The 24,724-nt window shown below is 38.7% G+C and carries 29 protein-coding genes and 1 pseudogene; 8 read left to right on the top strand and 22 right to left on the bottom strand.

The window, feature by feature from the left end; all coding sequences use genetic code 11:
* Window positions 1-652 precede the first annotated feature (652 nt).
* Window positions 653-1,507 carry a manganese catalase family protein gene (locus tag V1500_RS07855; protein ID WP_409305009.1) on the top strand — a complete coding sequence of 285 codons (855 nt, stop codon included), beginning with the start codon at window positions 653-655 and terminating at the stop codon, window positions 1,505-1,507.
* A 103-nt stretch (window positions 1,508-1,610) separates the two neighbouring features.
* Here V1500_RS07855 and V1500_RS07850 read toward each other — a convergent pair whose 3' ends face one another.
* The 11 genes from V1500_RS07850 to V1500_RS07800 all read right to left on the bottom strand — a co-directional run bounded on the left by V1500_RS07850 (window position 1,611) and on the right by V1500_RS07800 (window position 9,969).
* Window positions 1,611-1,940, bottom strand: coding sequence for a hypothetical protein (locus tag V1500_RS07850; RefSeq protein WP_409305008.1), 330 nt, complete (start codon window positions 1,938-1,940; stop codon window positions 1,611-1,613).
* Window positions 1,941-2,538: 598 nt separating this feature from the next.
* On the bottom strand, window positions 2,539-3,246 hold the full coding sequence (locus V1500_RS07845; RefSeq protein ID WP_409305007.1) for a CPBP family intramembrane glutamic endopeptidase: 708 nt from the start codon (window positions 3,244-3,246) through the stop codon (window positions 2,539-2,541).
* 194 nt (window positions 3,247-3,440) lie between these two features.
* Complete coding sequence (locus tag V1500_RS07840; RefSeq protein ID WP_409305006.1) at window positions 3,441-3,779, bottom strand: hypothetical protein; 339 nt, start codon at window positions 3,777-3,779, stop codon at window positions 3,441-3,443.
* 253 nt (window positions 3,780-4,032) lie between these two features.
* Window positions 4,033-4,494 (bottom strand): hypothetical protein, encoded by a 462-nt coding sequence (locus tag V1500_RS07835; protein ID WP_409305005.1) that lies wholly within the window; start codon window positions 4,492-4,494, stop codon window positions 4,033-4,035.
* A gap of 517 nt (window positions 4,495-5,011) precedes the next feature.
* Complete coding sequence (locus tag V1500_RS07830) at window positions 5,012-5,464, bottom strand: hypothetical protein (protein ID WP_409305004.1); 453 nt, start codon at window positions 5,462-5,464, stop codon at window positions 5,012-5,014.
* An 11-nt stretch (window positions 5,465-5,475) separates the two neighbouring features.
* Window positions 5,476-6,474 (bottom strand): DUF3231 family protein, encoded by a 999-nt coding sequence (locus tag V1500_RS07825; protein ID WP_409305003.1) that lies wholly within the window; start codon window positions 6,472-6,474, stop codon window positions 5,476-5,478.
* Window positions 6,475-7,651: 1,177 nt separating this feature from the next.
* Complete coding sequence (locus V1500_RS07820) at window positions 7,652-8,110, bottom strand: CBO0543 family protein (RefSeq protein WP_409305002.1); 459 nt, start codon at window positions 8,108-8,110, stop codon at window positions 7,652-7,654.
* Window positions 8,111-8,291: 181 nt separating this feature from the next.
* A complete protein-coding gene (locus tag V1500_RS07815) occupies window positions 8,292-8,699 on the bottom strand; it encodes a hypothetical protein (protein ID WP_409305001.1) in 408 nt (135 codons plus the stop codon).
* A 56-nt stretch (window positions 8,700-8,755) separates the two neighbouring features.
* The gene (locus V1500_RS07810) at window positions 8,756-9,235 is read right to left on the bottom strand and encodes a hypothetical protein (protein ID WP_409305000.1); all 480 of its coding nucleotides are present in this window, start codon (window positions 9,233-9,235) and stop codon (window positions 8,756-8,758) included.
* A 119-nt stretch (window positions 9,236-9,354) separates the two neighbouring features.
* Window positions 9,355-9,579 (bottom strand): Imm53 family immunity protein, encoded by a 225-nt coding sequence (locus V1500_RS07805; RefSeq protein ID WP_409304999.1) that lies wholly within the window; start codon window positions 9,577-9,579, stop codon window positions 9,355-9,357.
* Window positions 9,580-9,696: 117 nt separating this feature from the next.
* Window positions 9,697-9,969, bottom strand: coding sequence for a hypothetical protein (locus V1500_RS07800; protein ID WP_409304998.1), 273 nt, complete (start codon window positions 9,967-9,969; stop codon window positions 9,697-9,699).
* Between the two features lie 220 nt (window positions 9,970-10,189).
* Here V1500_RS07800 and V1500_RS07795 point away from each other — a divergent pair, with 220 nt between their 5' ends.
* Together V1500_RS07795 and V1500_RS07790 are read left to right on the top strand one after the other, a co-directional pair.
* Complete coding sequence (locus V1500_RS07795) at window positions 10,190-10,537, top strand: hypothetical protein (RefSeq protein ID WP_409304997.1); 348 nt, start codon at window positions 10,190-10,192, stop codon at window positions 10,535-10,537.
* A 690-nt stretch (window positions 10,538-11,227) separates the two neighbouring features.
* Window positions 11,228-11,779: a dihydrofolate reductase family protein gene (locus tag V1500_RS07790; protein ID WP_409304996.1), complete on the top strand. Its 552-nt coding sequence runs from the start codon at window positions 11,228-11,230 to the stop codon at window positions 11,777-11,779.
* Between the two features lie 208 nt (window positions 11,780-11,987).
* Here V1500_RS07790 and V1500_RS07785 read toward each other — a convergent pair whose 3' ends face one another.
* Window positions 11,988-12,248 carry an SMI1/KNR4 family protein gene (locus V1500_RS07785; protein WP_409304995.1) on the bottom strand — a complete coding sequence of 87 codons (261 nt, stop codon included), beginning with the start codon at window positions 12,246-12,248 and terminating at the stop codon, window positions 11,988-11,990.
* Complete coding sequence (locus tag V1500_RS07780; RefSeq protein WP_409305945.1) at window positions 12,214-12,501, bottom strand: hypothetical protein; 288 nt, start codon at window positions 12,499-12,501, stop codon at window positions 12,214-12,216. The genes V1500_RS07785 and V1500_RS07780 overlap by 35 nt, the downstream gene beginning before the upstream one ends.
* Window positions 12,502-13,798: 1,297 nt before the next feature.
* On the opposite strand from V1500_RS07780, the gene cspC reads away from it, so the two are divergent.
* The gene (gene cspC, locus V1500_RS07775) at window positions 13,799-13,999 is read left to right on the top strand and encodes a cold shock protein CspC (RefSeq protein WP_101634077.1); all 201 of its coding nucleotides are present in this window, start codon (window positions 13,799-13,801) and stop codon (window positions 13,997-13,999) included.
* A gap of 379 nt (window positions 14,000-14,378) precedes the next feature.
* Here cspC and V1500_RS07770 read toward each other — a convergent pair whose 3' ends face one another.
* The 7 genes and pseudogenes from V1500_RS07770 to V1500_RS07740 form a co-directional block, all read right to left on the bottom strand.
* Window positions 14,379-14,627 carry a transporter suffix domain-containing protein gene (locus V1500_RS07770; RefSeq protein ID WP_409304994.1) on the bottom strand — a complete coding sequence of 83 codons (249 nt, stop codon included), beginning with the start codon at window positions 14,625-14,627 and terminating at the stop codon, window positions 14,379-14,381.
* A gap of 516 nt (window positions 14,628-15,143) precedes the next feature.
* Window positions 15,144-15,578, bottom strand: coding sequence for a hypothetical protein (locus V1500_RS07765; RefSeq protein WP_409304993.1), 435 nt, complete (start codon window positions 15,576-15,578; stop codon window positions 15,144-15,146).
* Between the two features lie 190 nt (window positions 15,579-15,768).
* Window positions 15,769-16,020 carry a hypothetical protein gene (locus V1500_RS07760; RefSeq protein WP_409304992.1) on the bottom strand — a complete coding sequence of 84 codons (252 nt, stop codon included), beginning with the start codon at window positions 16,018-16,020 and terminating at the stop codon, window positions 15,769-15,771.
* 893 nt (window positions 16,021-16,913) lie between these two features.
* Window positions 16,914-18,188 carry an IS110 family transposase gene (locus V1500_RS07755; RefSeq protein ID WP_409304991.1) on the bottom strand — a complete coding sequence of 425 codons (1,275 nt, stop codon included), beginning with the start codon at window positions 18,186-18,188 and terminating at the stop codon, window positions 16,914-16,916.
* 175 nt (window positions 18,189-18,363) lie between these two features.
* Window positions 18,364-19,131: an alpha/beta fold hydrolase gene (locus tag V1500_RS07750; RefSeq protein WP_409304990.1), complete on the bottom strand. Its 768-nt coding sequence runs from the start codon at window positions 19,129-19,131 to the stop codon at window positions 18,364-18,366.
* A gap of 117 nt (window positions 19,132-19,248) precedes the next feature.
* Window positions 19,249-19,347, bottom strand: a pseudogene (locus V1500_RS07745) (YjcZ family sporulation protein); the annotation flags it as partial.
* A 405-nt stretch (window positions 19,348-19,752) separates the two neighbouring features.
* The gene (locus V1500_RS07740; RefSeq protein WP_409304989.1) at window positions 19,753-19,857 is read right to left on the bottom strand and encodes a YjcZ family sporulation protein; all 105 of its coding nucleotides are present in this window, start codon (window positions 19,855-19,857) and stop codon (window positions 19,753-19,755) included.
* Between the two features lie 480 nt (window positions 19,858-20,337).
* Here V1500_RS07740 and V1500_RS07735 point away from each other — a divergent pair, with 480 nt between their 5' ends.
* Entirely contained in the window at window positions 20,338-20,481 is a 144-nt protein-coding gene (locus V1500_RS07735) for a YjcZ family sporulation protein (RefSeq protein WP_409304988.1), read from the top strand.
* A gap of 232 nt (window positions 20,482-20,713) precedes the next feature.
* Here V1500_RS07735 and V1500_RS07730 read toward each other — a convergent pair whose 3' ends face one another.
* On the bottom strand, window positions 20,714-21,127 hold the full coding sequence (locus tag V1500_RS07730; protein WP_409304987.1) for a UPF0715 family protein: 414 nt from the start codon (window positions 21,125-21,127) through the stop codon (window positions 20,714-20,716).
* Window positions 21,128-21,461: 334 nt separating this feature from the next.
* Here V1500_RS07730 and V1500_RS07725 point away from each other — a divergent pair, with 334 nt between their 5' ends.
* Window positions 21,462-22,679 (top strand): IS110 family transposase, encoded by a 1,218-nt coding sequence (locus V1500_RS07725; RefSeq protein ID WP_409300497.1) that lies wholly within the window; start codon window positions 21,462-21,464, stop codon window positions 22,677-22,679.
* A 233-nt stretch (window positions 22,680-22,912) separates the two neighbouring features.
* Here V1500_RS07725 and V1500_RS07720 read toward each other — a convergent pair whose 3' ends face one another.
* Window positions 22,913-23,641, bottom strand: a complete 729-nt coding sequence (locus tag V1500_RS07720) for a DUF6843 domain-containing protein (protein WP_409304986.1) — start codon at window positions 23,639-23,641, stop codon at window positions 22,913-22,915.
* Window positions 23,642-24,008: 367 nt separating this feature from the next.
* On the opposite strand from V1500_RS07720, the gene V1500_RS07715 reads away from it, so the two are divergent.
* Both V1500_RS07715 and V1500_RS07710 read left to right on the top strand, forming a co-directional pair.
* Window positions 24,009-24,206 carry a hypothetical protein gene (locus V1500_RS07715; protein WP_409304985.1) on the top strand — a complete coding sequence of 66 codons (198 nt, stop codon included), beginning with the start codon at window positions 24,009-24,011 and terminating at the stop codon, window positions 24,204-24,206.
* A complete protein-coding gene (locus V1500_RS07710) occupies window positions 24,191-24,403 on the top strand; it encodes a hypothetical protein (RefSeq protein WP_409304984.1) in 213 nt (70 codons plus the stop codon). The genes V1500_RS07715 and V1500_RS07710 overlap by 16 nt, the downstream gene beginning before the upstream one ends.
* Window positions 24,404-24,724: the final 321 nt, after the last annotated feature.

Here is a 24,724-nt window from a genome sequence, read left to right as displayed (position 1 = left end):
TAGGTACATGGGCAAAATAAAAAAGGTTAGGCACACCTAACCTTCATTCGTATGATTTTTATTAAACTGAACTTCTCATAAAGAAAAGTATGATGTAATTCAATTGGAAGTGTCTCTTCTACTTAATTGGTAATTGTCCCTGCGTGTCGGGAAAATTGTGCCGCTTTATCGGTAACTTACCGTCTCAAAGTAACACTTTGAAACTCTTAAACAGTCGTTTTCAGAATATCTTTGGCAGTAATTTATCATTGCGGTCTGTGTATTGATAATTTCAAAATATTTTTGCAAATAAAGAAAAGTCCTCTACATTACGACAAAAACTTCCAGTAGATGCTTTGTGTTTGTTTAGATTTTTGTTTTTTATTTCCAAGTCGATTCTGTTCGTACCACTCCAAGACCTTCCTTTGCTTTCCAGTGAAATAACCGTATTTCATCTTTACCGAGATATTTTGGAAATTCTTTTTATTCATATTCAGTCCCCAAGGCTCAAGAAAGGATTTTCCCTTTAAGATTTACATTCTAAATATAAAGTAAAAATGCGTGTTATTAATGAAAAAACACATTGAAGCGTATTTTTTTGAATAAATCGTACATTTAAAATGAAATATAAATATAGTGGAACTCAATTTATTTATATTGCTGGAGGTTATTTATGTACTACTATAAAGAAGAATTAATCAATCCGATCGTTCCAGATAAGCCTGATCCAGTTGCTGCAAAAGCCTTGCAAGAAATCCTTGGGGGCCGGTTTGGAGAAATGCGAACCATGAATCAGTTTTTCTTTCAAAGCAGCAATTTCCGGGGTAAAGCCAAACAGTTTCGCGACTTGCTAAAGGGCATATTTTTAGAAGAAATCGCACATGTGGAGCTAGTCCAGCATACGATCAATGCACTATTAGACGATTCAGGGGCACCAACTCCCGGAAACTCGGGCGTAGATGAAGCACCTCTTGACGAATCCGTTAAGCATGCGTTGCCGCATCACTATATTATGGGTGCACAAAGTTCATTGCCGGAGGACGCAAATGGTAATCCTTGGTTGGGCTCCTATGTGTACAGTCATGGAAACTTAATCGCAGACCTGCTGGATAATGTCGTCCTGGAATCCACCGGGGTCCTTCAAAAGACAAGGATTTATGAAATGAGCTCCAACAAAACATTACGGGAGACACTTGGATTCTTGATTGTCAGGGACAATGCCCACCAGAATGCATTTGCCAAGGCATTGGAAACTTTAGGTGTGGATTGGGGCAAAATATTCCCTGTCCCCAACTACGATATCAATAAATACCCGGAATGCAGGAAATACGTAGAGATGGGATACCATAACGTCCAATTTAATTTCAGACTAGATGCCACTAGGATCGGAGAAATCTTTTCTGGAGAATCTCCTAGCAGGAATGCAGGCGAGTTATCCATTGTTGACCCCCCTAACGGCTTCGAAGTTCCAACTCTACCCGAGAGACCTAATGAGCATAGTCCAGGCTTAACAGACTTGGGTCGATAAAGGTAAGAAAAGAAGGGACTGGAGCCTCAGGCTCAGTCCCTTCTTCAACTAACCTGACCTTTTAGCACAAGAAGCGCCTGTTCATATAGAACAATCGCCTCTGTTAGCTGAACATAATACTATTCTTATCAAAAAACTTCTTAATGTCCTGAGTAAATCCGTGGTCCTCTATCCATTCAAAAATTTCAATCTCTAATTTATCTATTTCTTCATTTTCAGTATCATCATCTGAATAAAGGTAAAAATCATTAAAGCGTGCTATCGCTTGAAAAAGGTTGCTTTCTTTTTCCTTTACTTCCTTTATTTCATTATGGTTATCTTTACAACTAAATTCATCATGAAGTTTATTTAATTGGTGTGCTCCCTTTTGTAGAAAATACATCGCAATAAGTAACTTACGTTTTTCCTCGTCTGTCATTTGATTAAACTTCATAAAATTCACCTCTCTATAGTCATTCCCTAGTTCATATGAGTCATTATCTTAATCAACCTAACCTGCCCTTAGCGAAATCAGAAAAGCTGTCTTAAAGACAGCTCTGACTTCCATGTAAGCAGCCAATGATAAAAGGAATCAGCATAGGCTGCTGAACATATATCTATATGTCTTCTTGATAAATGTTCAGCTCAATAGGTTTATGATCTAGAGAAATTTTGAATTCCGTCAGCTGTTCTATTTCATCAAAAAATTCTTCAATGTCACCATCACTGTCAAAAACACCATTGTGAAGCTTCTAATTGATCATTATAGAATCAACATAAGTAAATGGCCTGTTAATATAGCTATCTGAGAAAAGCCCTGAGTGCTATTACACAAAATAGAATAAACTGGGTGATAAAATACTTAATTAGCTTCAAACAACAGTTGCTCCCTCAATTCACTTTTTACTCCACCATTATTGTAGTTGAAATAGACTGATGTATGAAATGGTAGATATTGAGACGGTCCTGTCCACTAACCTGCCCCGTTTGTTGAAGAAGAATAAAGAGCTGCCGCAGCAACCGTTTTTGGGTTCCGACCGTGTTGTTGACCGTTACATAGTCTTATTCGCATCCATTTCAGCAGATGGTTTCTTCATAAACAACATAAACCTCAAGTCAATCGCAATATGCAGCAAGATTGGGAACAGTAAACTACCCGTACTAACATATACCCGTGACAGGGCAAACCCTACCAACGCTGTCCCAAGGACGCCCTTCCATCCTTGGTAGTAGTGGGCGAGCCCAAATATGGCAGCCGCAGTGAGCCCGAGGATAAGGTCTTCCAAATGGAAGGGAGAGGAGGACAGAAAATGCATCAGAAACCCGCGATAGATGATTTCCTCGCAAATTCCTGCTGTAATGGCTGCCATAATCCCAAAGCGTTTGTCGAGCTTCCCGGTTGGAAACAGATAACTTACTGGTTCAGCTTGTTTTTGCTGGTATCGCTGGTAAAATGGCAACTTCATCATGAGGAACATGGTGCCAAATACCGCCACAAGAAAGCCTGTCATTATCCCTAAAGATTGGGAGGAATTCTCGGCGGGCAGCGAAAAACCGATATCTGTAAAAGTGGTCGAAGTTACTGCTACCACTGCAACAATCAACAAAGCGACCGTCCATTCTGAATAGATGACATACTTAAAATAAGCAATACGATCCCGTTCCTGCTGAGTAACTTCCAATTTCCTAGTGTATTTCTTGTCCCAGAAAGGATATATACCAACCAGGAATAAAAGCAAGATCATTCCGAATACTAACATACTAGTATAACTCTCCTATCATTCCAAATTACATTACTTTCGCAAACCGACTCAATTAAATTCCACAGAGCTAGTGAAAAACCCTTTAATTGGTATGGGAAATCCTCCTGGTTCTTCAACTAACCTGCCCCGTTTGTTGAAGAAAGAAAAAGCCACCGTAAATGCAGGCAGCAATAACTTGCTTTTAATTTACACTAACGCTTTCCGATAACAGGAAATACACTTACAATATCATCCAATTCTTTTATTAACCTTGGTAAAAATGTCTGATTTGATTCAAATTCAAAATTAAGAACTGCACCATAGCCGGCTGGATAGCACGTTTCCGCAGTCCAATTAATTTTCCCTAATTTGTCCATATGGCATTCCAATTCCAAGTAATTATCTAAATTGTTCAGGTTTGCTTTTCCCTTTAACAATCGATTCATTAATTTGAGATCAGAAACGAAGTCCCTTAATTCATCAGTCCGTAAATTTGCATCAAAACTTGCAACGCAACCTGGGATATCAATATATATTTTTGAGTTTACCAAGTTACCATCCTAATAATCGGTGCTGTTTGGGTAGTTTCGACGTAATACATCAATAACTATTTTTGTATCCTCACCTAAAAGATGAAATTTCATAAACCCACCTCTTAATCCAAAAATACGACATTAGAATCAATTAGACAAATCTTTTAAAACTAACTGTCCCTTTAGTTTAACAAGAACATAATAGTAATGAACAGTATAGTCCGAATGCGTAACAAAAAAAAGCCAACATACGCTGTTGACTTTTACTAAGCTACTGATTTTGATTCCTTTCTTCTAATGTATTTTCGAAATCATCAAGGATTTTTTCAGTCTCTTTCACTGTTACTTTTTTAAATTTGTATGTTTGGTTATTGTAAGTCATTAACCATTGGTTGTTTTTTTCTACGCCGTTAAAGTCATCTTCAAAAATTCCGATATTAAAACTCAGCTTCCCATCTTTTTTCTCACCAATTAAGCCGCCTGCAGAGGACGAGTGACCATACTTTCCTTCTTCATCTTGGGTAACTTCATAAACTGCACTATAACCATCTAGCTTTGCACCGGTGTCTTTTAGAACTTGTAAATAAATAAGTATTTCATCATCGCTGTAGATATAATTCAAATAATCTTCAGGTACTGGTCGTTTTTCAGACTTGTCTCCAATGACTATTTCTTTTTGTCCACATCCGCTAAGAATAAGTGATATAAGAAAAACTCCTAAAAAGAACTTCATTTATTTATGTCCCTCTCTGCATATCAGTAATTATTATTTACCCTAAAATATATCAGAAAACTATATTATGGTCCTTATGTAACATAAACAGCTATTTTTGTTCAACTGACCTGCCCCGTTTGTTGAACAAGTAAGTTGCCCTCACTAGCAGATTCCAAAAGCATCCTTTTATTTTTCATCGCTAATGGTCATATCAGCACCGTACCCACAGCAATTCAGACAATAGCTTTAGCAACCGTCATTTCTGCAAGATTTCTCTTACCTAACATGCGGAAAAGGATAACTGCAACAACAAGAATCATGAATCATTTAATTTCAGAAGGTAAACTTGGCAATTGATTAAGAAGCTCTCTCAATGATGTCAGTCCTCACTTCATATTTTTGATTACTATGTAAAAATCACGTTTTTTCTTGAACTAACCTGTCCCCATATAAGAAAAAGCCCTGATCATAATTTATTCCAACTAGAAAAACACCTCTATAGAGAAGTGCTTTACATTTTCAAGTTAATTCAACCTCATGACTTTTTAACTTGCAATATTCTTTTTAGAAAAAGCCCCAATCCTACTCCTGGAATAACACATAACATCGGGAACCAAACAATTCCCAATAATATTCCAAACATTTCAATTCTTTCAGAAAACATAATTCCTACTGTTACAAAGTAAGCGGATAATACGAAAGGAAGGTAGGAGTACGGTTCTTTACCTCCTCCTGAATCCTTGAATGCATCCCACATTGCAAAAAAGTATATACAAGGGTAGAACATGAGCCACTGATAATTAGCTACGTGAATAGATTTTTCTATTTCACCATTAAAACTATAGTAAATGGCCTCATTAAAATTAGACATAACATTGATGATTACTTCCAATAGAATAAAAACAATCCCCTTAAGGTATTTGCCATTAAGTAATTGTCCAAAGCCAGGTAGAGCGATGCTCCACATTAACCGTTCTTTAGCTTCCACGCAAATTGTCCTTAGCCTATATCTTCATCTGTTGATGTAGTAGGAGGTTTTTCCATCCACTTGTTTTCTATTAAGAGGTTCATCCCATCTTCTGCGTACTTTAAAACTTCTGAACTTATCCTGGTATAATCGACAATTAAATCACTTCTTAAGCTTTCTGAAATGGACATTCCCAGATTCCCTACACTAGAGTGGTTCATAAGACTGAAATGAACCATTAATAATTTATCAGAAAAGGGCGATTCCGTTGAGTCCGTAATTTCCAGACCCTCTATGGCGGGGATAGTGAGGGAATGATTCTCCAGATAATCACTATAAATCCTTACTTGTTTTAATGAAAGGTCTTTTCCTCGCAGGATATAATCCTTGACCTGTTCAGAGCGTGCGACTCTGCCGAATGCAGTTGCTATTGCCATGCCTAGTTCATTTGCGGTGATATTGTTATAAAGGTCAGCAATTTCAGTTGCTGAAAGTGCCCTTTTCTTCCCCAGCCATTCATATAAAAAAGAGTGTCTGCGAATGACATCTACTTCCTGCGGGTAAGGGATATAAGGGGGTCTTGCTTCCAGTCCCTTTTCTAATAGGACATTCGCTATTTCATTATCTAATTCCACGGAGGACGCAATACTCTTAGCGGCAAAAGAGCGTATATCATGGCGGTAGAGATTTCCAAGTGCCCAGCCGTGAGTGACTAGCCCTCCTTTTGACATATTCTTAAGGTAATGTAAATAAAAAGTATCTGAAAACAGACGTTTTGCCCTTAGATTCACATCTTCTTCAGTAAAGAAATTAGGAAGTACAATTCCTTCCTGTGTACATATGTTTCGAATGATCTCCACATGTTGTTGTGACAAATCTAAAGCATGGCTTATAACTGTCTTTATATTCGGATCATCGATATGTTCAAGAAAATATGTAAATACACATATATGCATACTATCAGCTAGTTTTACACCCCACAGATATGCTATTTCAGAGGATGTCAGACGAGGGGTATGCTGTATATCCATAAATATTCAACCTTTCATCTTGTAATATTGTTATATTAACCGGAATCATAGCAAATTATTTAGTCATGTTATTATCTTATTTGATTTGTACATGTCACAAAAAGGCAGCATCAGCCGCTAATAGTTCAATTGACGCACCCGTTAATTACACTTCATCACAAGTTAAGGATTGTAACCTGCCACGATAGGCAAAAAATCCATCCCGTTTTCAAATGCATGATTGAAGTCGATAATGATGCTGACAGGTGAAATTGTGTCCCAGGGAAAGAGCAGGATCAATCGGTAGAATCGTTCTTTCGCAGTAAGGGGAAAGGAGATAAAGAAAGGAACTTATAATTCAGTACCTGTTGGGAAATTTGCTCTATATAGAATCTTAGGCTACAAGCATGAATAAAAGTAGATAATCTACAAATACTTATTCTTGAAGTTCTATTTTCTAGATCCTCCTTTCTATAGAAATGGACTTCCGCACAGCAACTAGAAAAAGTCCCAGAAACTGTATTGAATCCTCTCGCTTAGTTTCTTGGATTTTTTCTTGTATAAAAACCATTTGAAATTCACACTCTAACTCAGAGGTTATTTCCGATGCTCCTCGTCACATGGTCCATTGATCATAACTTCAAAAAAATAAAAGTTCTCAAGATAAGTCCTTGATGCCATTTTCCTGTATGGTTTCTAGGATTTTTCTTGTTATACACAAATATCATATAATAACATACAGACTCTTTAGGTATTACCTTCACCTATGACATTATCGATGCACGTGCTACTGCAACTACTGAAACAAAAACCATCATGAGCAGACAACAGCCCGTGACATGAATGTTGCTTGGAGTTGTTTCTAAGCCGTATGGAACCGGAAATCGGTCTGATATCGGGACACCAATATGGGGGAAAACCGGAACAACAGAAGGGAAAATCGGAAATAAAGATGCTTGGTTTGTCGGATTACCACCGATTTAGTTACTTCTATCCCTGTTGGTTGTGACAGGACCGACCAAAATCATTACCTGAGAGAGGGGCTATTCGACTCTTTTGGTACATAACACAAATAAATTAGAATATTTTTTATTCAACTAACCTTCCCTTTAGTACAAGAAGAAAAAGCTGCAGAAAAGCAGCTCCGGATCTTCTTCAGCCCTACACTTGTTAGTTCAACAAGAGAGTGAAGGATTTTTTATTCTGCTTTATTTTTTAGCTTCATAATAAAAAAATAATTCCCTAATAAACCGAGAAATAAAAGAGGATACATTAAAGCAGAATATATTAGTTTCCAACCACTATGATAAAAAAAGTCTGTCTTTACTGCTATCCATTCATAAAAAACAGCAAAAGCAGAACACATAACTATATACCAGCCCTTTCTCAAAAGTGTTTGATGAAAAGGGTAGAAGTTAAGAAAAATGACATTTACAGCTGGATATATCCCAAAGGTTACACCTAACATTGCCCAGTTTACAACTTTTGGGTCAAAGTATCCGTATAACCCATATTTTACGTCAAAGAAAATATCAATTATTAAATGTAATCCTATTGCAAATAAGGAGGTAGTGTACATCTCTACTTGCAGAAGTCTCTTAGGCATAAAGTAAACGATGCTGTTGAACACTGCTATCGTGAGAATCATAAGTAACATAAAAGGCTTCCGCCCTTCGGCATATTATATATATTATATTTTCCTCAAATGCCTATAATATTTACGCTATCCTTAGGACTTTAATAAAGTCCATTTAAACCTGCTTCTTCTTGTAAACTTCCCTTTTCTCATTAAGAATTCTTCAACTAAACTGCCCTTTTAGTTGAGCAAGATTTTAACATTAATACATAAGGATGTTAAGCCATTGACCATCGGGACCAATGGTTATATGAGGGATATTGTTAGATTCAAATATTTTGTAAATATCTAAACTATTCTTGGTTAATTTATGTAATTGTTCGGATGCATCAGTCTCGGAAAAAACCAAATAGTCCATTGTTGTAGACCGTAAATAAAATTCGTAAATATATTTTTTTTGGCTGTCTTTTATATATCCTAAATGTCCCATTTCCCTTGGAAAAACTCGTGGTAACGGAAATTTATTAACTTCAATAAAATCATGAGATAGTTCTTTTAGGAGTTGTTCTTCAGATTCAGGGATCATCGCATAAATGTAACATTCTCGCTTGTAATAGCGATTAATTATATCAACAAACCCCTGTTCTTCAATTTGTTCATCGAGTATCATTTCCTGTTTCTTCATACAATTAAACAAGAAATTTCCTTCTTAAACTAAACTGCAAGTTAGTTCAACAACCAAGGTACATTTAACTGGAATTCCAATTGAATCACAGGTTTTGGCAGCTCTTCATCTGGGGTCATTGCCAGTTCATTAGTAAAAGCTATTTGTATACCATTTACTGTTTCAAAGTTTGGCGTTAAACCTTCCACAGTGTTTACCCAAAAGTCAGGTCCGCTTATTATATTTCCTACAATAAAATAAAAACCACCATAAATATATGTCCCATCGTTGTTTTCTTTGTATTGATTGACCTCACCTTGCTTACGCGGGTCTACTCCAAGAGAATGGAAAAAATCGTTTACTTCTTTCGGAAATGTTTCACAGGCTAAAACATAATTTTGTTCGAAATCTGAATCCCATTCTTCCGTTATTAAAGGTTGTTTTTCATAAAAGGCCTGTGTCTTGCTATTATCGACTTCAATAATCCAAGACCCTATCTTTAAACGCTCCATATTTATCCCCATTTCCTGTTCGATATTCAACTAACCTCCCCAAAACCAAACAATTATTTGTAGAAAGCAGACACTATCTTTCTACCCATCTTCGGAATAATTCCAGTATTTCCCCTAAGTTTTCTGTACCTCCGTAGGCCATAAAGCTTTTACCCCGTTGTGGTACATGTTTCAACCTGCATTGGATCAACCGTGTTCCTCGCGTGGCAGTCCATACTCTGAAATACTTTATCCTCTAAAATGATTTCTTCTAGACAAATGCTGCTACACCACCCCGGGTTATCGAGTGTCGTTATCCTGATTCCAAATTCAAGTTCCCAATCCCCGTTACATTCCTCCAGGTACCATTTTTGGAGCCACTGTAAAGCCTCCATCGTGTCCTCCCTACTACATTTCCCCATATTTTAACCCGGGTTTTGGTCGTTATATGATAACGTTTCTTAACTGCCCTTTTAGTGGAATTAACAAAAAAGCCGCCCGATAAGACGACTTCAATCCTTTGGTAGATTCCTGACTTGCGAATCTGCCTTAGTTATTCTGTATTTTGCTTGTTCTAAATCAAAATTTTGCTCAATCCTTATGAGTGTATCAATTAATTCATTATCTGCTTCTTGTGAAATCCGCTCTAACCTTTTAAGGATCCTCTCTGTTGCCTGCAAATTGATTCCATCATTACGTATTGTCATCGTTTGTAAAAGATATGATTTTATCCGTTCAATGTCTCTCAGTGTATCTGTCAATAACTTAAATAGCTCCTTATTCACTACCCTCCCACCTTTTTTGCTCTGAACTTTATGATTTCCTTTACCCACGATGAAAATGGCATATGCACAGTGACTGAAACATCCATTAGTTCCCATTATCTTTGGAACATATCCTATCAATAAAACAGGCGTCTTGCATCAGTACCTCTAGTAAGGAAAAGGAATAAAGCTATACAATGGCGAAATGGACTAGAACTCTTTGAAAAGGAGCTGGGATGTCGTGACAATAAATATTACCCCTTGTATTGTAATGGGCGGAAGTGCCAAGGAGGCTATACTGTTTTACGAAAGGGTTCTGGATGCCACGGTTGTTCAATTTCGAACTTTTGGAGAAATGTCGATGCCATGCCCGGGTTCATTAAAAGAATCAGTGGCATACTCTCTCCTTAAGATTGGTGAAAACGAGCTCATGTTATTTGATTCTCCTATTAACATCCCAACAGGAAATACAGATGGAGAGGGCAATCCTGATAATAGCTCCCCCCAAACGGTTGTTACTATTAACATGTCCATTACAGGTGAGGAAATGAAGACTTACAGCAAGGCGGCAATATCGTTACCCCTTTAGAAGAGACACCTTTTAGCCCTGCCTTTGGCACAGTTATGGACAAGTTCGGTGTAACATTCATAATTGTAGCTCAAACAAGGGAATGACTTCTTTCTTTATAAGTAGCTTTTGACAATGTAAATGCATTGGAACCAACAAAATCCCTAACTTTCTACTTTGAATAGGAGATTCTGTTCTTACTCTCTGGTTGGCTGCTAGTTAGTCATTAAAACAACGATGAAAGATGGATATTTTTCTTCAACTAGCCTGCCCCGTTAACTCAATAAGAGGTATTCAATACAAAAGTCCGTTAATCCTTTCTGGATCAACGCAACCATTAATTGAATATGGAATTGTTTTGTAGCAAGCCTAGTCTGATATAAGAGAAAGGTTCTTTTAAGATAAGATTTTTTAAAACCCCAATGCTTGTTAATGAAAAGTTGGCTTGCGTTCCGTTACACAGATTGGAAGGAATATGAGAATACAGCGGCGAATAAAAAGATATGTTGCTTAATTCGTGCCTGTTTACTGACCGACACGAACACCACTTCGGCTTTTTGTTTATTCTTGTTAAGATAACGGGCGAATTGTTTATTCTGCCATCCCCAGTTAAATTAAAGTTGTATTCGGTAGTGCCCGGTCTGTGCACACATTAGCAATCCATGAGAAACCGGGCCTGCTTTACAAAATGTAGACATAAGGAGGCTGCATATGGGACGTGTTATCCTGATGATGAATGTGACATTGGACGGTTGCTGTGACCACACGCAGGTGATTGCAGATGAAGAGTTACACCAGTATACGGTGGACCTGATGGACCAGGCCGATGGTCTGCTTTTTGGACGTGAAATCTACCAGCTGATGGAAAGTGCCTGGCCAGCCATTGCCAGCAGCGGCGACGGACCTCAATTCTTGGTCGACTTCGCACGCAAGCTCGATCGGAAACCCAAGTACGTCTTCTCCCGGACGCTGGATCACGTGTCGTGGCAGAACTCTTTCTTGTTGAAGGGGCCTGTTTCCGAGGAGGTGCCACAGCTTACGGCAGAAGGGAAGAACCTAGTCGTTAACGGCGGTCCCGGCCTCGGTTCCACCCTGGCACAACTAGACTTGGTGGATGAGTATCACTTCCTGGTACAGCCAATCGTTGCCGGACGTGGCCCCCATTTATTGGGGGGAATTCGTGATCGACTGAATCTGAAGCTGAGCGGGACCAAATCCTTCGGCTCTGGCGTCGTTCTGCTCCAATATACGCCCGTTCGTTGACTGCTTGGCTGATAACTCTGCTTGGCACTGCCAGACGAATACGTACGGGCACAAGATGAAGCCGGCAAACATTTGACGGCTGATTCCTCTATATCACGAGGAGCATCTCCTCCGTCTATAGTCCAAGCATATAAACGTAGGTGGTTCTGCTGAAATGATCACTAACTTTTTACTCCGTTTGCCCCATTCGCTACGCAAATAGAGTGTGTCAACATGTGTCAATTAATCCGGAGTCTTCATATATTCCGTATAGCTCGTTAACATATACAGAATTTTTCTCCCAACTGTTATGGATGGTGGTGGAATAAAATTTCTTTGTTAAGTAGAATCCATTTCTTTTCTTCATAAGGTTACTATACGACTCTGGCAACTCCACTTGTAGTTCTCGTTCCACTTTTTGAAGTGTTTCCTCATTCAATCCTCCTTTAAGATTTTTACCACTCTCTCCATTCTTCGGTAATGTCTTCATCGGATTCTAAACCGGCTATATTTGCTGCTTCAATAATATATTCACACAGTTCTTCTCTCTCCATTGTCTCAATAAAATAATCATATTGGTCATTTAATTCATTTATCCTGATTACAACATCTTTAACAAATATCATTATTTCTTTCTTTTTCGACTTAACTCCAAGTTTTATTAGGTTGTTAATGTAAGAATCAAGAACTTTGATAGTAGCTTCAATATTTTCAGGATTAAATATTTCATCTCCATCGGTCATTCTCTTTGTCCATTCATTTGTAGGTTTAGTTAAGTCCTTAAGATTCCCTTTTCCACCAGAAATCTGCTTAGTTTTAAGTTTCTGTTTCGTATAATAAACATACTCAATTCCGTCACAAACTGTTAAATTTTGATCTAAGATATTCGTTTCAGGAAACACCAGACTCTTCAGTTTGGTTAATTTTGGGACAAAGCTAAGGGATGGTATATCACCACAGGCTATAATTTTAAGATCTTCAAGTTCCATTAAATTCTGGATAGGAGAAAAATCCTCTACACTTTTACAATTCTCAAAAAACAATTCGGCTACTGGAGCTTTTAATTCTTCAAATGCTGTTATATCAGCTAATGTTCTTAGGTAGTACAATCCCAGACTCTTTAAATTTACAATTCCTTCAATACCATCAAGTGTGTGGAGGCTTGATTGCGTCATACTAAGTTCCTTCAAACTTTTCAAGTTTTTAAATTCATTAAGATTCTTTGATTTAGGTTTATAACCCCACAATGCCACCTTTTTTAATTTATTTAACTCATTAATCCCTACGGTTTTTTTCGGTAGTGTACCATATAGTTCCTCTAAATTCTTTATCTCGTTTATTGTGAATTGAACTTTTGTAGTTGTTTCATTAATTGCCAACACACTTAGTTTTTTTAAGTCATAAATACCACTAAGGTCTTCTACATAATGATTAAGTATCGACAATTTTTCAATAAATGGGCACTCCTTTAGAAAATTTAAATCATTACAATCAAAGTCCTCGACATCTACTTTCGTTACATTAAACTCATTAATATATTTAATACTTTCATTAATTGCACTAGAATCCTTTATGATTACCATATCTCCATTTGAATCCCTTTTCACACAAACATTTCCTATTTTTAAAATCGGCATAAATTCCTCCATACTTAACGAGTTCTCTAATATAGAATAGCTTATAGAAAGATAATTTCTATATGTAATTGATTTCCCTTGTTACACTAAACTGCCCCTTTAGAGAGCAAGAATAGCTGTCTCGGAACTTTATTTCTTTATTTGGATGTGCTTAAGAAGTTCGTCAGATTTATGAACACATTTAGAATAGCAACGACCGTACTTTAAATTGGTTTATTTAATGGTACTATGGTAGGTAAAGCCCAATGATTTGCAATAATTTTGGTCTCTGGTATAATAAAGAAGAATTATTTTTGTTCGGTGTAAAGGGATAGCATTAATATAGACTTTTCGTCTTGAAAATCACTTTGGGCAGGCAAGGATAGTAATACATTGTGTGTTATCGCACTAGGAGGCAACAAAAATGGAACAGGGTACAGTAAAATGGTTTAATGCAGAAAAAGGTTTTGGCTTTATCGAACGTGAAAATGGGGACGATGTATTCGTACACTTCTCTGCAATCCAAAGTGAAGGCTTCAAATCTTTAGACGAAGGTCAAAAAGTAACTTTTGACGTTGAGCAAGGTCCTCGTGGAGCTCAAGCTGCTAACGTTCAAAAAGCTTAATCTCAAATCAAACTTTAAAACAGGCTATATAGCCTGTTTTTTTTTATGTTCTCCGTATAAAAAAGCTCATAAAAAACCCTACTCAATATTTGAGTAGGGAGATGGTACAGGTAAAAGTAAAAAGATTCAAAGCTTAAAAGGTTGTTTACAGTATAACATACTGATTAACAATTTGCGGAATATATACGCTGTTAATTTCAGAAAAAACACAAACTGGCCCGTTAGCTTAACAAGAACAATAGAACGAATATGCTCAGGAGCGGACGTTGCCACAATTATCACAACGTCGAAGGAACCTGGATTAATGCATGCCAAAGTGATATAGGAATATGCAAAAAACGGGGGTCCCACTCGACAAGAAGGAATGGAGAGAGGCGTTTTAATCCCTCTCTTTCTTTCGCCAGTTCTTCGGGTTAAGGTATGATTTGAATTTGCCTGCCACTTCCTTACCGACAAATAACGCCCCTATCCAGAAGAAAACTTCACCCAGCACGATGGAACCCGTGATGCCAGCTGCCTTGGCTCCAGCACTTAAATTCAGAAAAGGTATAACCAGGATAACGACCCAGCATAAACAAGACAGGATGATGGATAACCACCCCAGCTTGTACAATCGTTTATTTTTCAACGTTAGCCACTCCGTTCACCAATGTAGTTATTCACTAACTTCTATCATAACTTGACCATGCTGCTATGTATATCATATATGAATCATTAAACGATCGGTCCTTCAGCATAGTAACGCAAAGAGCCAAACATTCCGCCCTTTCATTGGCGGACAGAAAAAGCCGGGGATACCCCCGGCTATCGTTATAAATTCGATGTCTTCCCTCCAAGGTCATACACATAAGGGAGGGTGAACGGCAAACCTTCCTTATATGCTTCGCCATTTAAAAATGGATAATTATTTTCACTTGAGTGATATTCAGGAATAGGTTTTAATGATAGCGATAAAATAATGAGCTGTCATTAAAAAATCCATTTGATAAACCGCATTATTTTTACCTAAAGCAATACATCACTAGGATAACCTTGAATAATATCAGAGTTAAATTTCAGCTAACTCTTCTTCCACTAACCTGCCCCTTTAGCTCAATAACACACTCGGCAGCCTACAAGAGCAGCGGTCCTCTGCAACACCCACTTATGTTGTTGACTTTTCAATTGCCTCTTTTAATGCAGAAGTAAATTTTTCAGGAACAAACGTATGACCTAGGATAATATCTTTTAAATAGCTATAGCTACCTCTTTTCTCTCTCTCCCATACAGTAACCGTAAAGCCATTATCGATATCCCAGCCATAACTAATGTATTTTTTGTTTTCAGAGAATTTTTTATAACTCTTTATATTGAAATGCCTCTGCAAGATAGTCATTTTGTGAAAAGAGGGCTCCTCTTTATGACTATGCAATAATGTTTTGAGTGCTATTGACTCAAATTCCTTATCTGAAAAAGGAGGTTTCAATTCAAAGAACATATCCATCTGAACTGGTCCTGACTGCGGTACAAAATAATGGATACCTGTTAATGTATCTGCATAAATGCATGCCGAAGTGTACTCCATGCAATCTATTTCCATACTTTCACCTCTATGGGATTTGTAGAACTTTCAATGTTAAGACTAGCTTTATTATAAATGAAGATTCTACTATTTTCTTGTTACACTAACCTGCCCCTTTAGTGCAACTGGAATGGTGCATATTATTTCTAGTTGGCGAAACAAGGAAAAGGAATTAGTGTAAATTGAAACAGATTCATGTTTCTCCAATTCATCTTCTCTTTTTGCTCATCCATTTTCTGGTTAACTGAACTATAGTTGCGAATAGCAAAAGGAATAGAGACGGAGCCGCTATAAGTCCATCTGATGCTATCTGGTATGCTTCATTAGTAGTTAGCAGTCTCGGTAAGAGAAAAGAGATGATCGTCCATGCCAAAAAACTAACCAACAAGCCCCGCCAATATGCTTTACCTTTATAATTAATATATACAACCCCCTGTATCGCTACAGGTAAGAATATCATAAATAACACCCCTATTATCCATAGAATAGTGTATAGGATACCTAGCATTTCTAACATATGAGGACACCTGCATTCAAACTTTGACTTTTCATCTTCTCACCTCTGAATCTTACAATTCGGTATACCAAATTAACAATCCTTCTTCAGCTAACCTGCTCCGTTAACTTAAAAACCTTTCTATAACTTTCTGATTCAATAAATCGTATCAATCTGAATTAAATTCCATAATTCCTTAATTGATTTTCCATCAATAATCACTTTTGAAAGTAAGTCTTAAGGATCTTTACCTATGATTTCACTTCCAGAATCATCGAACATCCAAAACATATAACTGCCTGGTCCACATCCGATGTAGTAGTTGGTATTTTTATAAATAAACTCGATTTCTCGTCCCATCTATACCTTCAATAAGTTCTGCATAACTATATTGCAAATGTTTCCACTTCCTATTTTAGAGTTTGGCAGCTTAACTGATATTCAACTCCCTCAGTATGATTCGATTTTCTCCCAAATGCTCGCTCATTCGCAGGATTTCAATCTCCTTGCTTTTAAGTCATCTTCTGTTCGAAGTAAGATTGGGACAACTTAGCTACGTGAAGGCATAGCTAAATAAAGGGGTGTGATAACACTCCATATTTTGCCATATGATGTACTACTCCACACCGCCCCTGGAGGCTTTCCCTCCCATGTCTCAACGGGTCTTAATTGCCCTGTCATTCCTTCGTCATGCCTTTCCAAGGGGTGGAGGCCAGTTATGCTAACCTAATGGGTCTGTGCCCTTTTGTTGAATAAACCTGGTACTCCGTACATATTTGAAATCCTGCGAATAAGCCAACATTTGATAATCCATTGCTTGATTTAGGTGTGTTCTCTCCGAGAACGTAAGAGTTGTATTACGCTGCGATGTCTTTCATGGGCTGCACTTTATAGGCACAATACACTTCGTTCTTACGTGCTATTCCTACAAAGATCCTCGCTAGTTTGCCAATGAGTTTCATGATGGATTTCATCTTTTTCATTTTCTTCATTTTGACATTATAGGTATGTATAGCCTTAAATTCGGGGTTGTTCATCACTAGGCTCATAGTGGCTAAGAACAGGAAACGCCGCAGCCTTGACCTTCCACGCTTGGATATGACAGTCTGGCCTTTCCACTTTCCTGAACTCGCTTCCACCAGGTGGAGTCCTGCATGACGAAGCAGTGAGTTACCATGCGAGAAACCACTGAGATCACCAGCTTCACCGAGGATGCCAGCCAGGGAGATCTCGCTAATCCCTTTAATCATAAGCAGCTTCCTTGCGAAAGGAATCGAGTCCAATACCTCCTTGACGGCCTGTTCCACCCTTTCGAGTTGTTGGACCGCAAGGTCATATTCCTCTATTAATTGCTCAAGGTGGAATCTATAAGCATCAAGGGCTTGCCTTGTGCCAACAGATTTACTGGCCACATGGACAAGCAGTTGGGCTTTCTTCATTCCTGGCTGCCTCTTCATTACGGATTTCCACCCTATGACGATCTGTTCAGGTTTCATGGAACGCAGTTCCATGGGCAATGGGAACATCCTGAGAGTAGCAATCGCTCCCTTGGCCGTTATATCTTTAAACACCTGCCTGATTTCCGGAAAAACGATGTCCACCCAGCGGTTTAATTGATTAATAGAGCTGACCAGCCGTTTGACAATCACATCCCTGTTCGACATTAGCACCCTGAGTTGTTCAAATGATTCCGAAGTGTTTCTTACAAAAGCATAATATCCGTTCTTCACCATATCAGCTATGACTAAAGCGTCTTTCCTGTCACTCTTGGACTGGGTATTATCTCGGTTTTCCTTGTTCCTCTTCACTAAATGCGGATTCACGGTTACTACTTCGATATCTTGTTTCATCAGCCATTTGGAAAGGTTGATCCAGTAATGGCCCGTAGGTTCCATACCGACTATGGACTCCTCATATTTATTTATTTTCATAAGATTATTTATCCAGTTTAATAGAGTCGCAAATCCCTCTTCATTATTTTCAAAAGTGATGGCATCGCCCACCACAATCCCACGAAAGTTCACGGCTCTCGCTACGTGAAATTGTTGGGCAATATCCACGCCAATGACCAGATGTTTTTCAGTAATTCTTTCTATTAGTTGATTTTGTTTGTCCTGCATTTTAAACTTCATATAAGGGGTTCCTCCTAAGATGTTGAGTTAGAGTGGTGTCTTACTCATATATCTTACCGAGGGCCCCTATTTTTATCAAAGTTCAAAAATAACGAACTACAGGAATGCTAACCTGCCCCGTAAGTACAACAAAAAAACCGCCCGATGGCAGCCGACCTTCAAGTAAGCACAAAGATTATTGGATTACATTATTATTAAATATTTTTATTGCACAATCTCTTATTGTGTCAATCACGACTCTTGGCTCTGACATCTGAGGAAAATGCCCGCTTTTTTCGGCGACAATCTGTTTGCTATTTCTCGATAACGATAATAGCTCCAATTGGTTTTCGCGTCTTTTTTTTCGAGCCTCTCTTGGCATCATTCGATTTTCTTTGCCGCCGACAACGACATATACAGGTATTTCAGGGAAGACAGAATGTTGATTAATTTGGTTCACGGTTTCTTCCACATAATTAACTTCATTGAATTGTTTAAGGGAAGATAACGAATCAAACTTTTTCAATACCTTATTGATTGTTTTTATAGCCTTACCTTGAAATTGCTCCAGAGTTAAGTCATTCGGATGGCTAGATTCTACAAACACAATACCTGCTACTTCGTTCGGATAGAGTCGTGCATATAGATTTGCATACAAACCGCCAAGCGAATGTCCGACTAATAAAAATGGAGGTTCAAATCCCACTATGGATAATGCTTCACGTAATGTATCAACAACCGTTACGCCGTGTTGAGGCTCTTTTGGTTTGTCGCTATCATCGACACCAAAACGATTATAGGAAAACACTGATGCTGATTCCGAAATTCCTGGCAGAATTCTCATCCAGCCTTCTATTGGTCCTGAACCACCGTTGATGAGAATAATATTTGGTTTCCCGTTTCCACTAATATTGTATTGTAACTGCCCTTTTGATGTTTCCATTTTAGATTTTACAATTTTCAATGGCCACACCTCACTTTGTTTATTAACCTTCACCTGTCTTTACGTTTGTTATAGATTTTAGGTTTCAGAATATTCCCGTTTGCCTACTTCTTTCTTTACTAAAGCCTCGTTAGCTTTATATCCAGCATAGAAGCAACTACAGCCAATGATGATTAATAAAATGAACAGCACTACGATGAAGGCAAATCCGCTGCCATACCAACTCACCCCTTTTATAGCTTAAATAGTTCATACGATGTAGAAAGAAAAAAAGGACAGGGCCTTCTTACCATTAAAAGACTACCTCCAGAAAAGAGGCAGTCCCACAGGAGTGATGACAAAAGCAAACTTCGTTGGCCTGGATTATGACATCTTATTCAAAGAAGACAATTCCACTTATACATTCGTTCAGTCAGCCATTAAGTATTAATATTGTGTCTTTTTGTTGCTCCGCCCCATAGTATGTAGTACATCACCCCCCGAGGAATCAACCCCTTACGTGTGTGGAAATGTACATGTGGGATAGTCATTCGCAAGCTAACGCTGTGGGGGATGGGATCAAGGGATCCAAAGGAAGCCGATTGACTTCGTTTAGATACAAAAGCCTATGAAGCTAATATGCCTCATAGGCTATCAGTGCTATCAGTAACCACCATAGAAGCAAGAACAACCGATGATGATTAACAAAATGAATAGGACGACGATTAAGGCAAATCCGCCACCATATCCTCCAGCATATCCACCCATATTGGACACCCCTTTAGAATAGATTCATGTAGCTCCGATTTATCTTATGTTACCCCCGTTATGAGTGATAGGGCTTTTTACCTTTTTTAAAAAAAGAGGGAAAAGGATACATACAAAATTTATTGAACAGGAGCATCTATTACACAGAAAAAGCAAAGCGATGTGCTTTGCTTTTGTAAAGGAGATCATGCCTGGTTTGGATACGGCGTATTTCATTCTCTGCATTAACATATGCAATAAAATCTAAAATGGATAAAAGTCAAATGACTATTTTCCTCCTTATTTATAGTTAACCAGGGAGGATAACTTTTTTGAGATACAGCAAAAAACTACTCAGCAGAATCTTCACTCCGGAATATGCAATCCCTGGTACTACTAAGAATTTTTTCACCATGGACGTATGTCCCTGCATAGAATGTATTATCCCATATTTAGTGCCTCCTCAAAAACTTAAATTAAATAAATGAGGAGTTGAGTTACATGTCAGATGGTGTTGCTTATGGGTTTGGTGGTGGATTTGCATTAATTATCGTATTGTTTATCCTCTTAATCATCATTGGTTGCTCTTGCTTGGGCGGATATGGTGGATCCGGATACGGTTACGGTGGTCATGGCATCTATTAACTGAACAATAACAAAAGGCGGTCATTAAGACCGTCCTGTTTTATATTTGGGACCAACCCGGGCAAAGACAGTATTCTAGTACTGAAATATCTTAAATAATTCATTCAAAATATTCCACTATTATGGTTAACCCTTTAGGTTATAACTTCTTCAACGATACTGCCCCGTTAGTGCAGCAAGCAAAAAGGCTACTAAAGGACTTCGGAACCATCCTACTTGAATAAAATGACATTTAAATTCTTTTTTGTAAAAGGACAGAATCCCAAAACCAATAAATAGCTGCTGCGATACTTGCACCATAATATACTTTAGTTTCGACTAAACCTATTAGTTCAGTACCAAATATATTTGAAGATAACAATACTGCGGCGAATGAAAGCAATGTGTAAACAAAAAGATAAAATACATTAAACTTGCTCGGATGCTTATTTAAAATGATTTGCAAGGGTACTGCAAAAAGTAAGTAGGGGACAGAAATAAAAATAGAATATATGATGACAGGCAGCAAGCGTAACCAAGCTAGTTCTCCATTAAACACAATCAGAAACACAGAAAAAGAAATACAAGAAAAAAACAAACTAGAAAAGTAATACGGTATGACCTCGCTAAGTCTCGATACTTTATCGCTTATTTTCCAAATCTCCATACCTAACCATCCCTCATAAAAGACAGTAAATTTATTCCATATTAACATATTTCTTGATCAACTAACCTGTCCCGTTAGCCCTCCATGAATCGCAAAACCGGCGATTCACCACAGAGAATGAAAATGGCTCCAAACCGTCGATACTGTTCTTAGGCTGGATGAGGAAGGTCGATGAACTATGGTGCCATAGAGCCCATCCGTTAGTCTGACTCCAACGACCACGGTGCACCACCGACTGTCGCTCCCCTTCCGGGGAAGCACTTATGGTAGATTAATCCTAATTCTGGTTGCTGCACCAGCCTCTATTTTAACTAGCCAAGAAAGGAAAAGTTCAATGGATGTAATCATTGAAAGAGCTTGCGGGCTGGATGTACATAAGGACAATATTACTGCCTGCATCATGACATCTGAAGGAAAGGAGGTTCGCACGTTTTCTACTAAAACAATCTTCCTCTTGGATCTAATCGATTGGATTAAGGAACAAAAGTGCAGTCACGTTGCGATGGAGAGTACAAGTGTTTACTGGAAACCAGTCGTCAATCTGTTGGAAGCTGAAGGTATTGAATTTCTCGTGGTCAATGCCCAACATATGAAATCTCTTCCCGGTCGTAAGACCGACGTGAAAGATGCCGAATGGATTGCCCAATTACTAAGACACGGATTGTTAAAGGCAAGCTTTATCCCGAACAGGACACAACGGGAGCTTAGGGAACTAGTCCGTTATCGCCGAAGCATTATCGAAGAACGTGCCCGGCAACACAATCGGATTCAAAAGGTGCTTGAAGGAGCGAACATCAAACTTGGTTCTGTCGTTTCGGACATCATGGGTGTTTCGGCAAAGGACATGCTTCATGCTATCGCAAACGGTGAAGACGACCCTGAGAAACTATCAAATTTGGCACGCCGTACAATGAAAAAGAAGAAAGATGAACTTGAGCTGGCTCTTCGAGGCTATGTAAACCCACATCAGCGATTAATGCTTAAAACAATTTTGACTCATATTGATTTCCTCACTGAACAGATCGAGATAATCGACAAGGAAATTGCCGAGAGGGTAAGCGAATATCAGGAAGATATCGAACGGCTTGACTCCATTCCTGGGATAGCCACAAGGATGGCTGAACAAATACTCGCTGAAATTGGTACTAATGTGGGTTCGCAGTTTCCTAGTGCTGCACATTTATGTTCCTGGGCAGCCTTGGTTCCTGGCCACAATGAAAGTGCTGGAAAGCGGAAATCTGCAAGAGCCAAAAAAGGTAACAAGTATCTCCGTTCTGCCTTAACTGAAGCAGCCCAATCAGTAAGGGGTTCGAAGAACTATCTCGGTGCCCTATACAGGCGGACAGCCGGACGAAAAGGAAAGAAACGTGCAGCCATTGTAGTCGCACATGCGATGTTGCGTATCGCGTATTACCTTCTCACCCGAAAAGAAATGTATGTTGATTTGGGTGAGGACTACTTTGACAAGCAAAGACAAGTTTCAATCGTACGGCATTCGGTTCGGAGACTGGAGAACTTAGGATATACAGTGACCATTTCGGAAGCATCCTAGTCTTTCAATAATCGATTCAGGAATCAGACGCTCTCCTTTTTAAAAAACTGATTGAGCTGCGTCTATTTAAGTATGGCCATTTTCCTGAAGTTACAGAATTTAATTTTCATGGTAGCTCAATAAGAAGAGAACAACAAAAAAGGCCGCTAATCCCTCCCGATCAACGCACCCTGGCTTTCACCAAATTTACCTTGATGCTTACCACACCTCTCAGTAACTATTACCCAATTTATTTAATCCTTTGCCCCTGAATAATACGTAGAAATAATTTCATCATAAATCTCGCTACTGTATTCTTTGTTTCCTGACCCCTCTGACATAAACTCTTCTCCGCACTGGTTTTTGGTCACTTGGATGCCTGTGTAGATAAAGTCCGCCCCGTCTGCTGTGACACCGCCATTGCCTAAGGTATGCACGCATTCTTGTTTAATAGGCGTTCGGTTTCCGCGTTTGTCCACGTAATAATACCTGTCTGTGACTTCACCGTAGTCCATGTCCTGGGTTGATGTCACAAAATAGCCTTTCTTGTTGATGGTATGTACTTCATATCCATCTTCCATCTTCACCTTAGGTGCTCCCTTCACGTTGTAGAACGCAAAAGCATTGCCCTCATATCCTTGAGGGATCAGGTAGATGTCGTGGGTCTTCCCATCCTGGCCAAGCAAATAGAATGCAAGGGATGTGAGGCCGGCGGAGACCAGGATGCTCCCACTCACGTTAACCCATCTCGGAAACCTTTTGTATTTCCTAAATGCCGCATACAAAACGAAGGCAAGGGTGCTTGAAATCAAAAGCGCAGGAACCAGAAAGAAGAGACCCCAGAGAAAGCTTTCCCAATACGAAGGATAGTACATGTCCCTGGGATCCCTTTCTGATAGGGAAACATACGTCCACCATGCGTCGAGGAGCGACAGAATTACGGAAGCAAGAAGGGAATAAAGAATGACTCTCAGATAATTCACACGATAACACTCTCCTTTGATGTGATTGATTTAAACCTATAAAGCTACAGTAATTTAGTTCCTGTTCCTGAACTGAAGCAGGCTTGAATATTGGTATAATAATACCAATAATCTTAGTGAAAACGAAAGAATTTTAGGGCTTTTTGCAATTACTGAAAAGTAGTCTTACCATCAAATGAAATGAGAAAGGCCTTGATATACTTGCTGCAGATTCTGCTTACCTTCAATCAGATTAACCCAAACTTGGATAAGGGAGGTCATTGATGAAGAAGAGACGCATAGCCAGTGTTGCCATCATTCTTGCCCAATAGTAGAATCGGCCTTTTATTATGTCTCAGGAAGGACGGGGGTACATGTATCCAACCAAATGGACCAGGTCATTCATGAGTACTTGCTAGAGGAATACCAGTATTCAAGGTCGGTCCATACCGTAGAATCGCATAAAGTATTGGGGGTAACAGAACAGGAAGGAATCGCCATGGTCTGCCTCTATGCGGTGGTAGAAGGCCATGACGCGGTAAAAAAACATGGGACGGAGAAGGATTTTCAATGCCGTTCCATTTAAAACTGATCAAGATAGGAGACAGGTATGCTTTGGCAGAAGGAAGGCCGGCTATTGGTGGAAAACAGGTTCTGGAGATCATGTTTCCGATAATGTATAGATACAAAATACGTTGGCGTCCAAATGAGTGGATCCTAAAGTTGGCAGATAATAATCGAAAACAGATCGACTTGTCCGAAAAGTATGGAAGGAGGGACTGAGGGATGCTTCCATCGGTTCTTTTTTTTCTTAGGAAAGCAAAGGGACAATGAGCAGACAGATTCCTTAGTCGTTGTTTAACTAACCTGCCCCGTTAGCTCAACATCAAGAGGAATTCAATAAAAAAGGCCGTTAATCCTTCCTGGATTAACACCCCCAATAGTTTAAATACATTTCTTCACAATCTTAACGAAATAAATCAAACATTGAGATATTCATTGGTATATCCCCTGATATAATCTAAGACCAAATTGAAAATTCTCCAAACCCAAAATAAGTAGTATGTTATCTATTTTTTTGTGCATTTTACTTAACTCCTCACT

It is taken from the genome of Peribacillus sedimenti (genome assembly GCF_046237635.1).
Lineage (GTDB): Bacteria > Bacillota > Bacilli > Bacillales > DSM-1321 > Peribacillus > Peribacillus sedimenti.
This window is presented reverse-complemented; position numbering and strand designations above follow the sequence as displayed.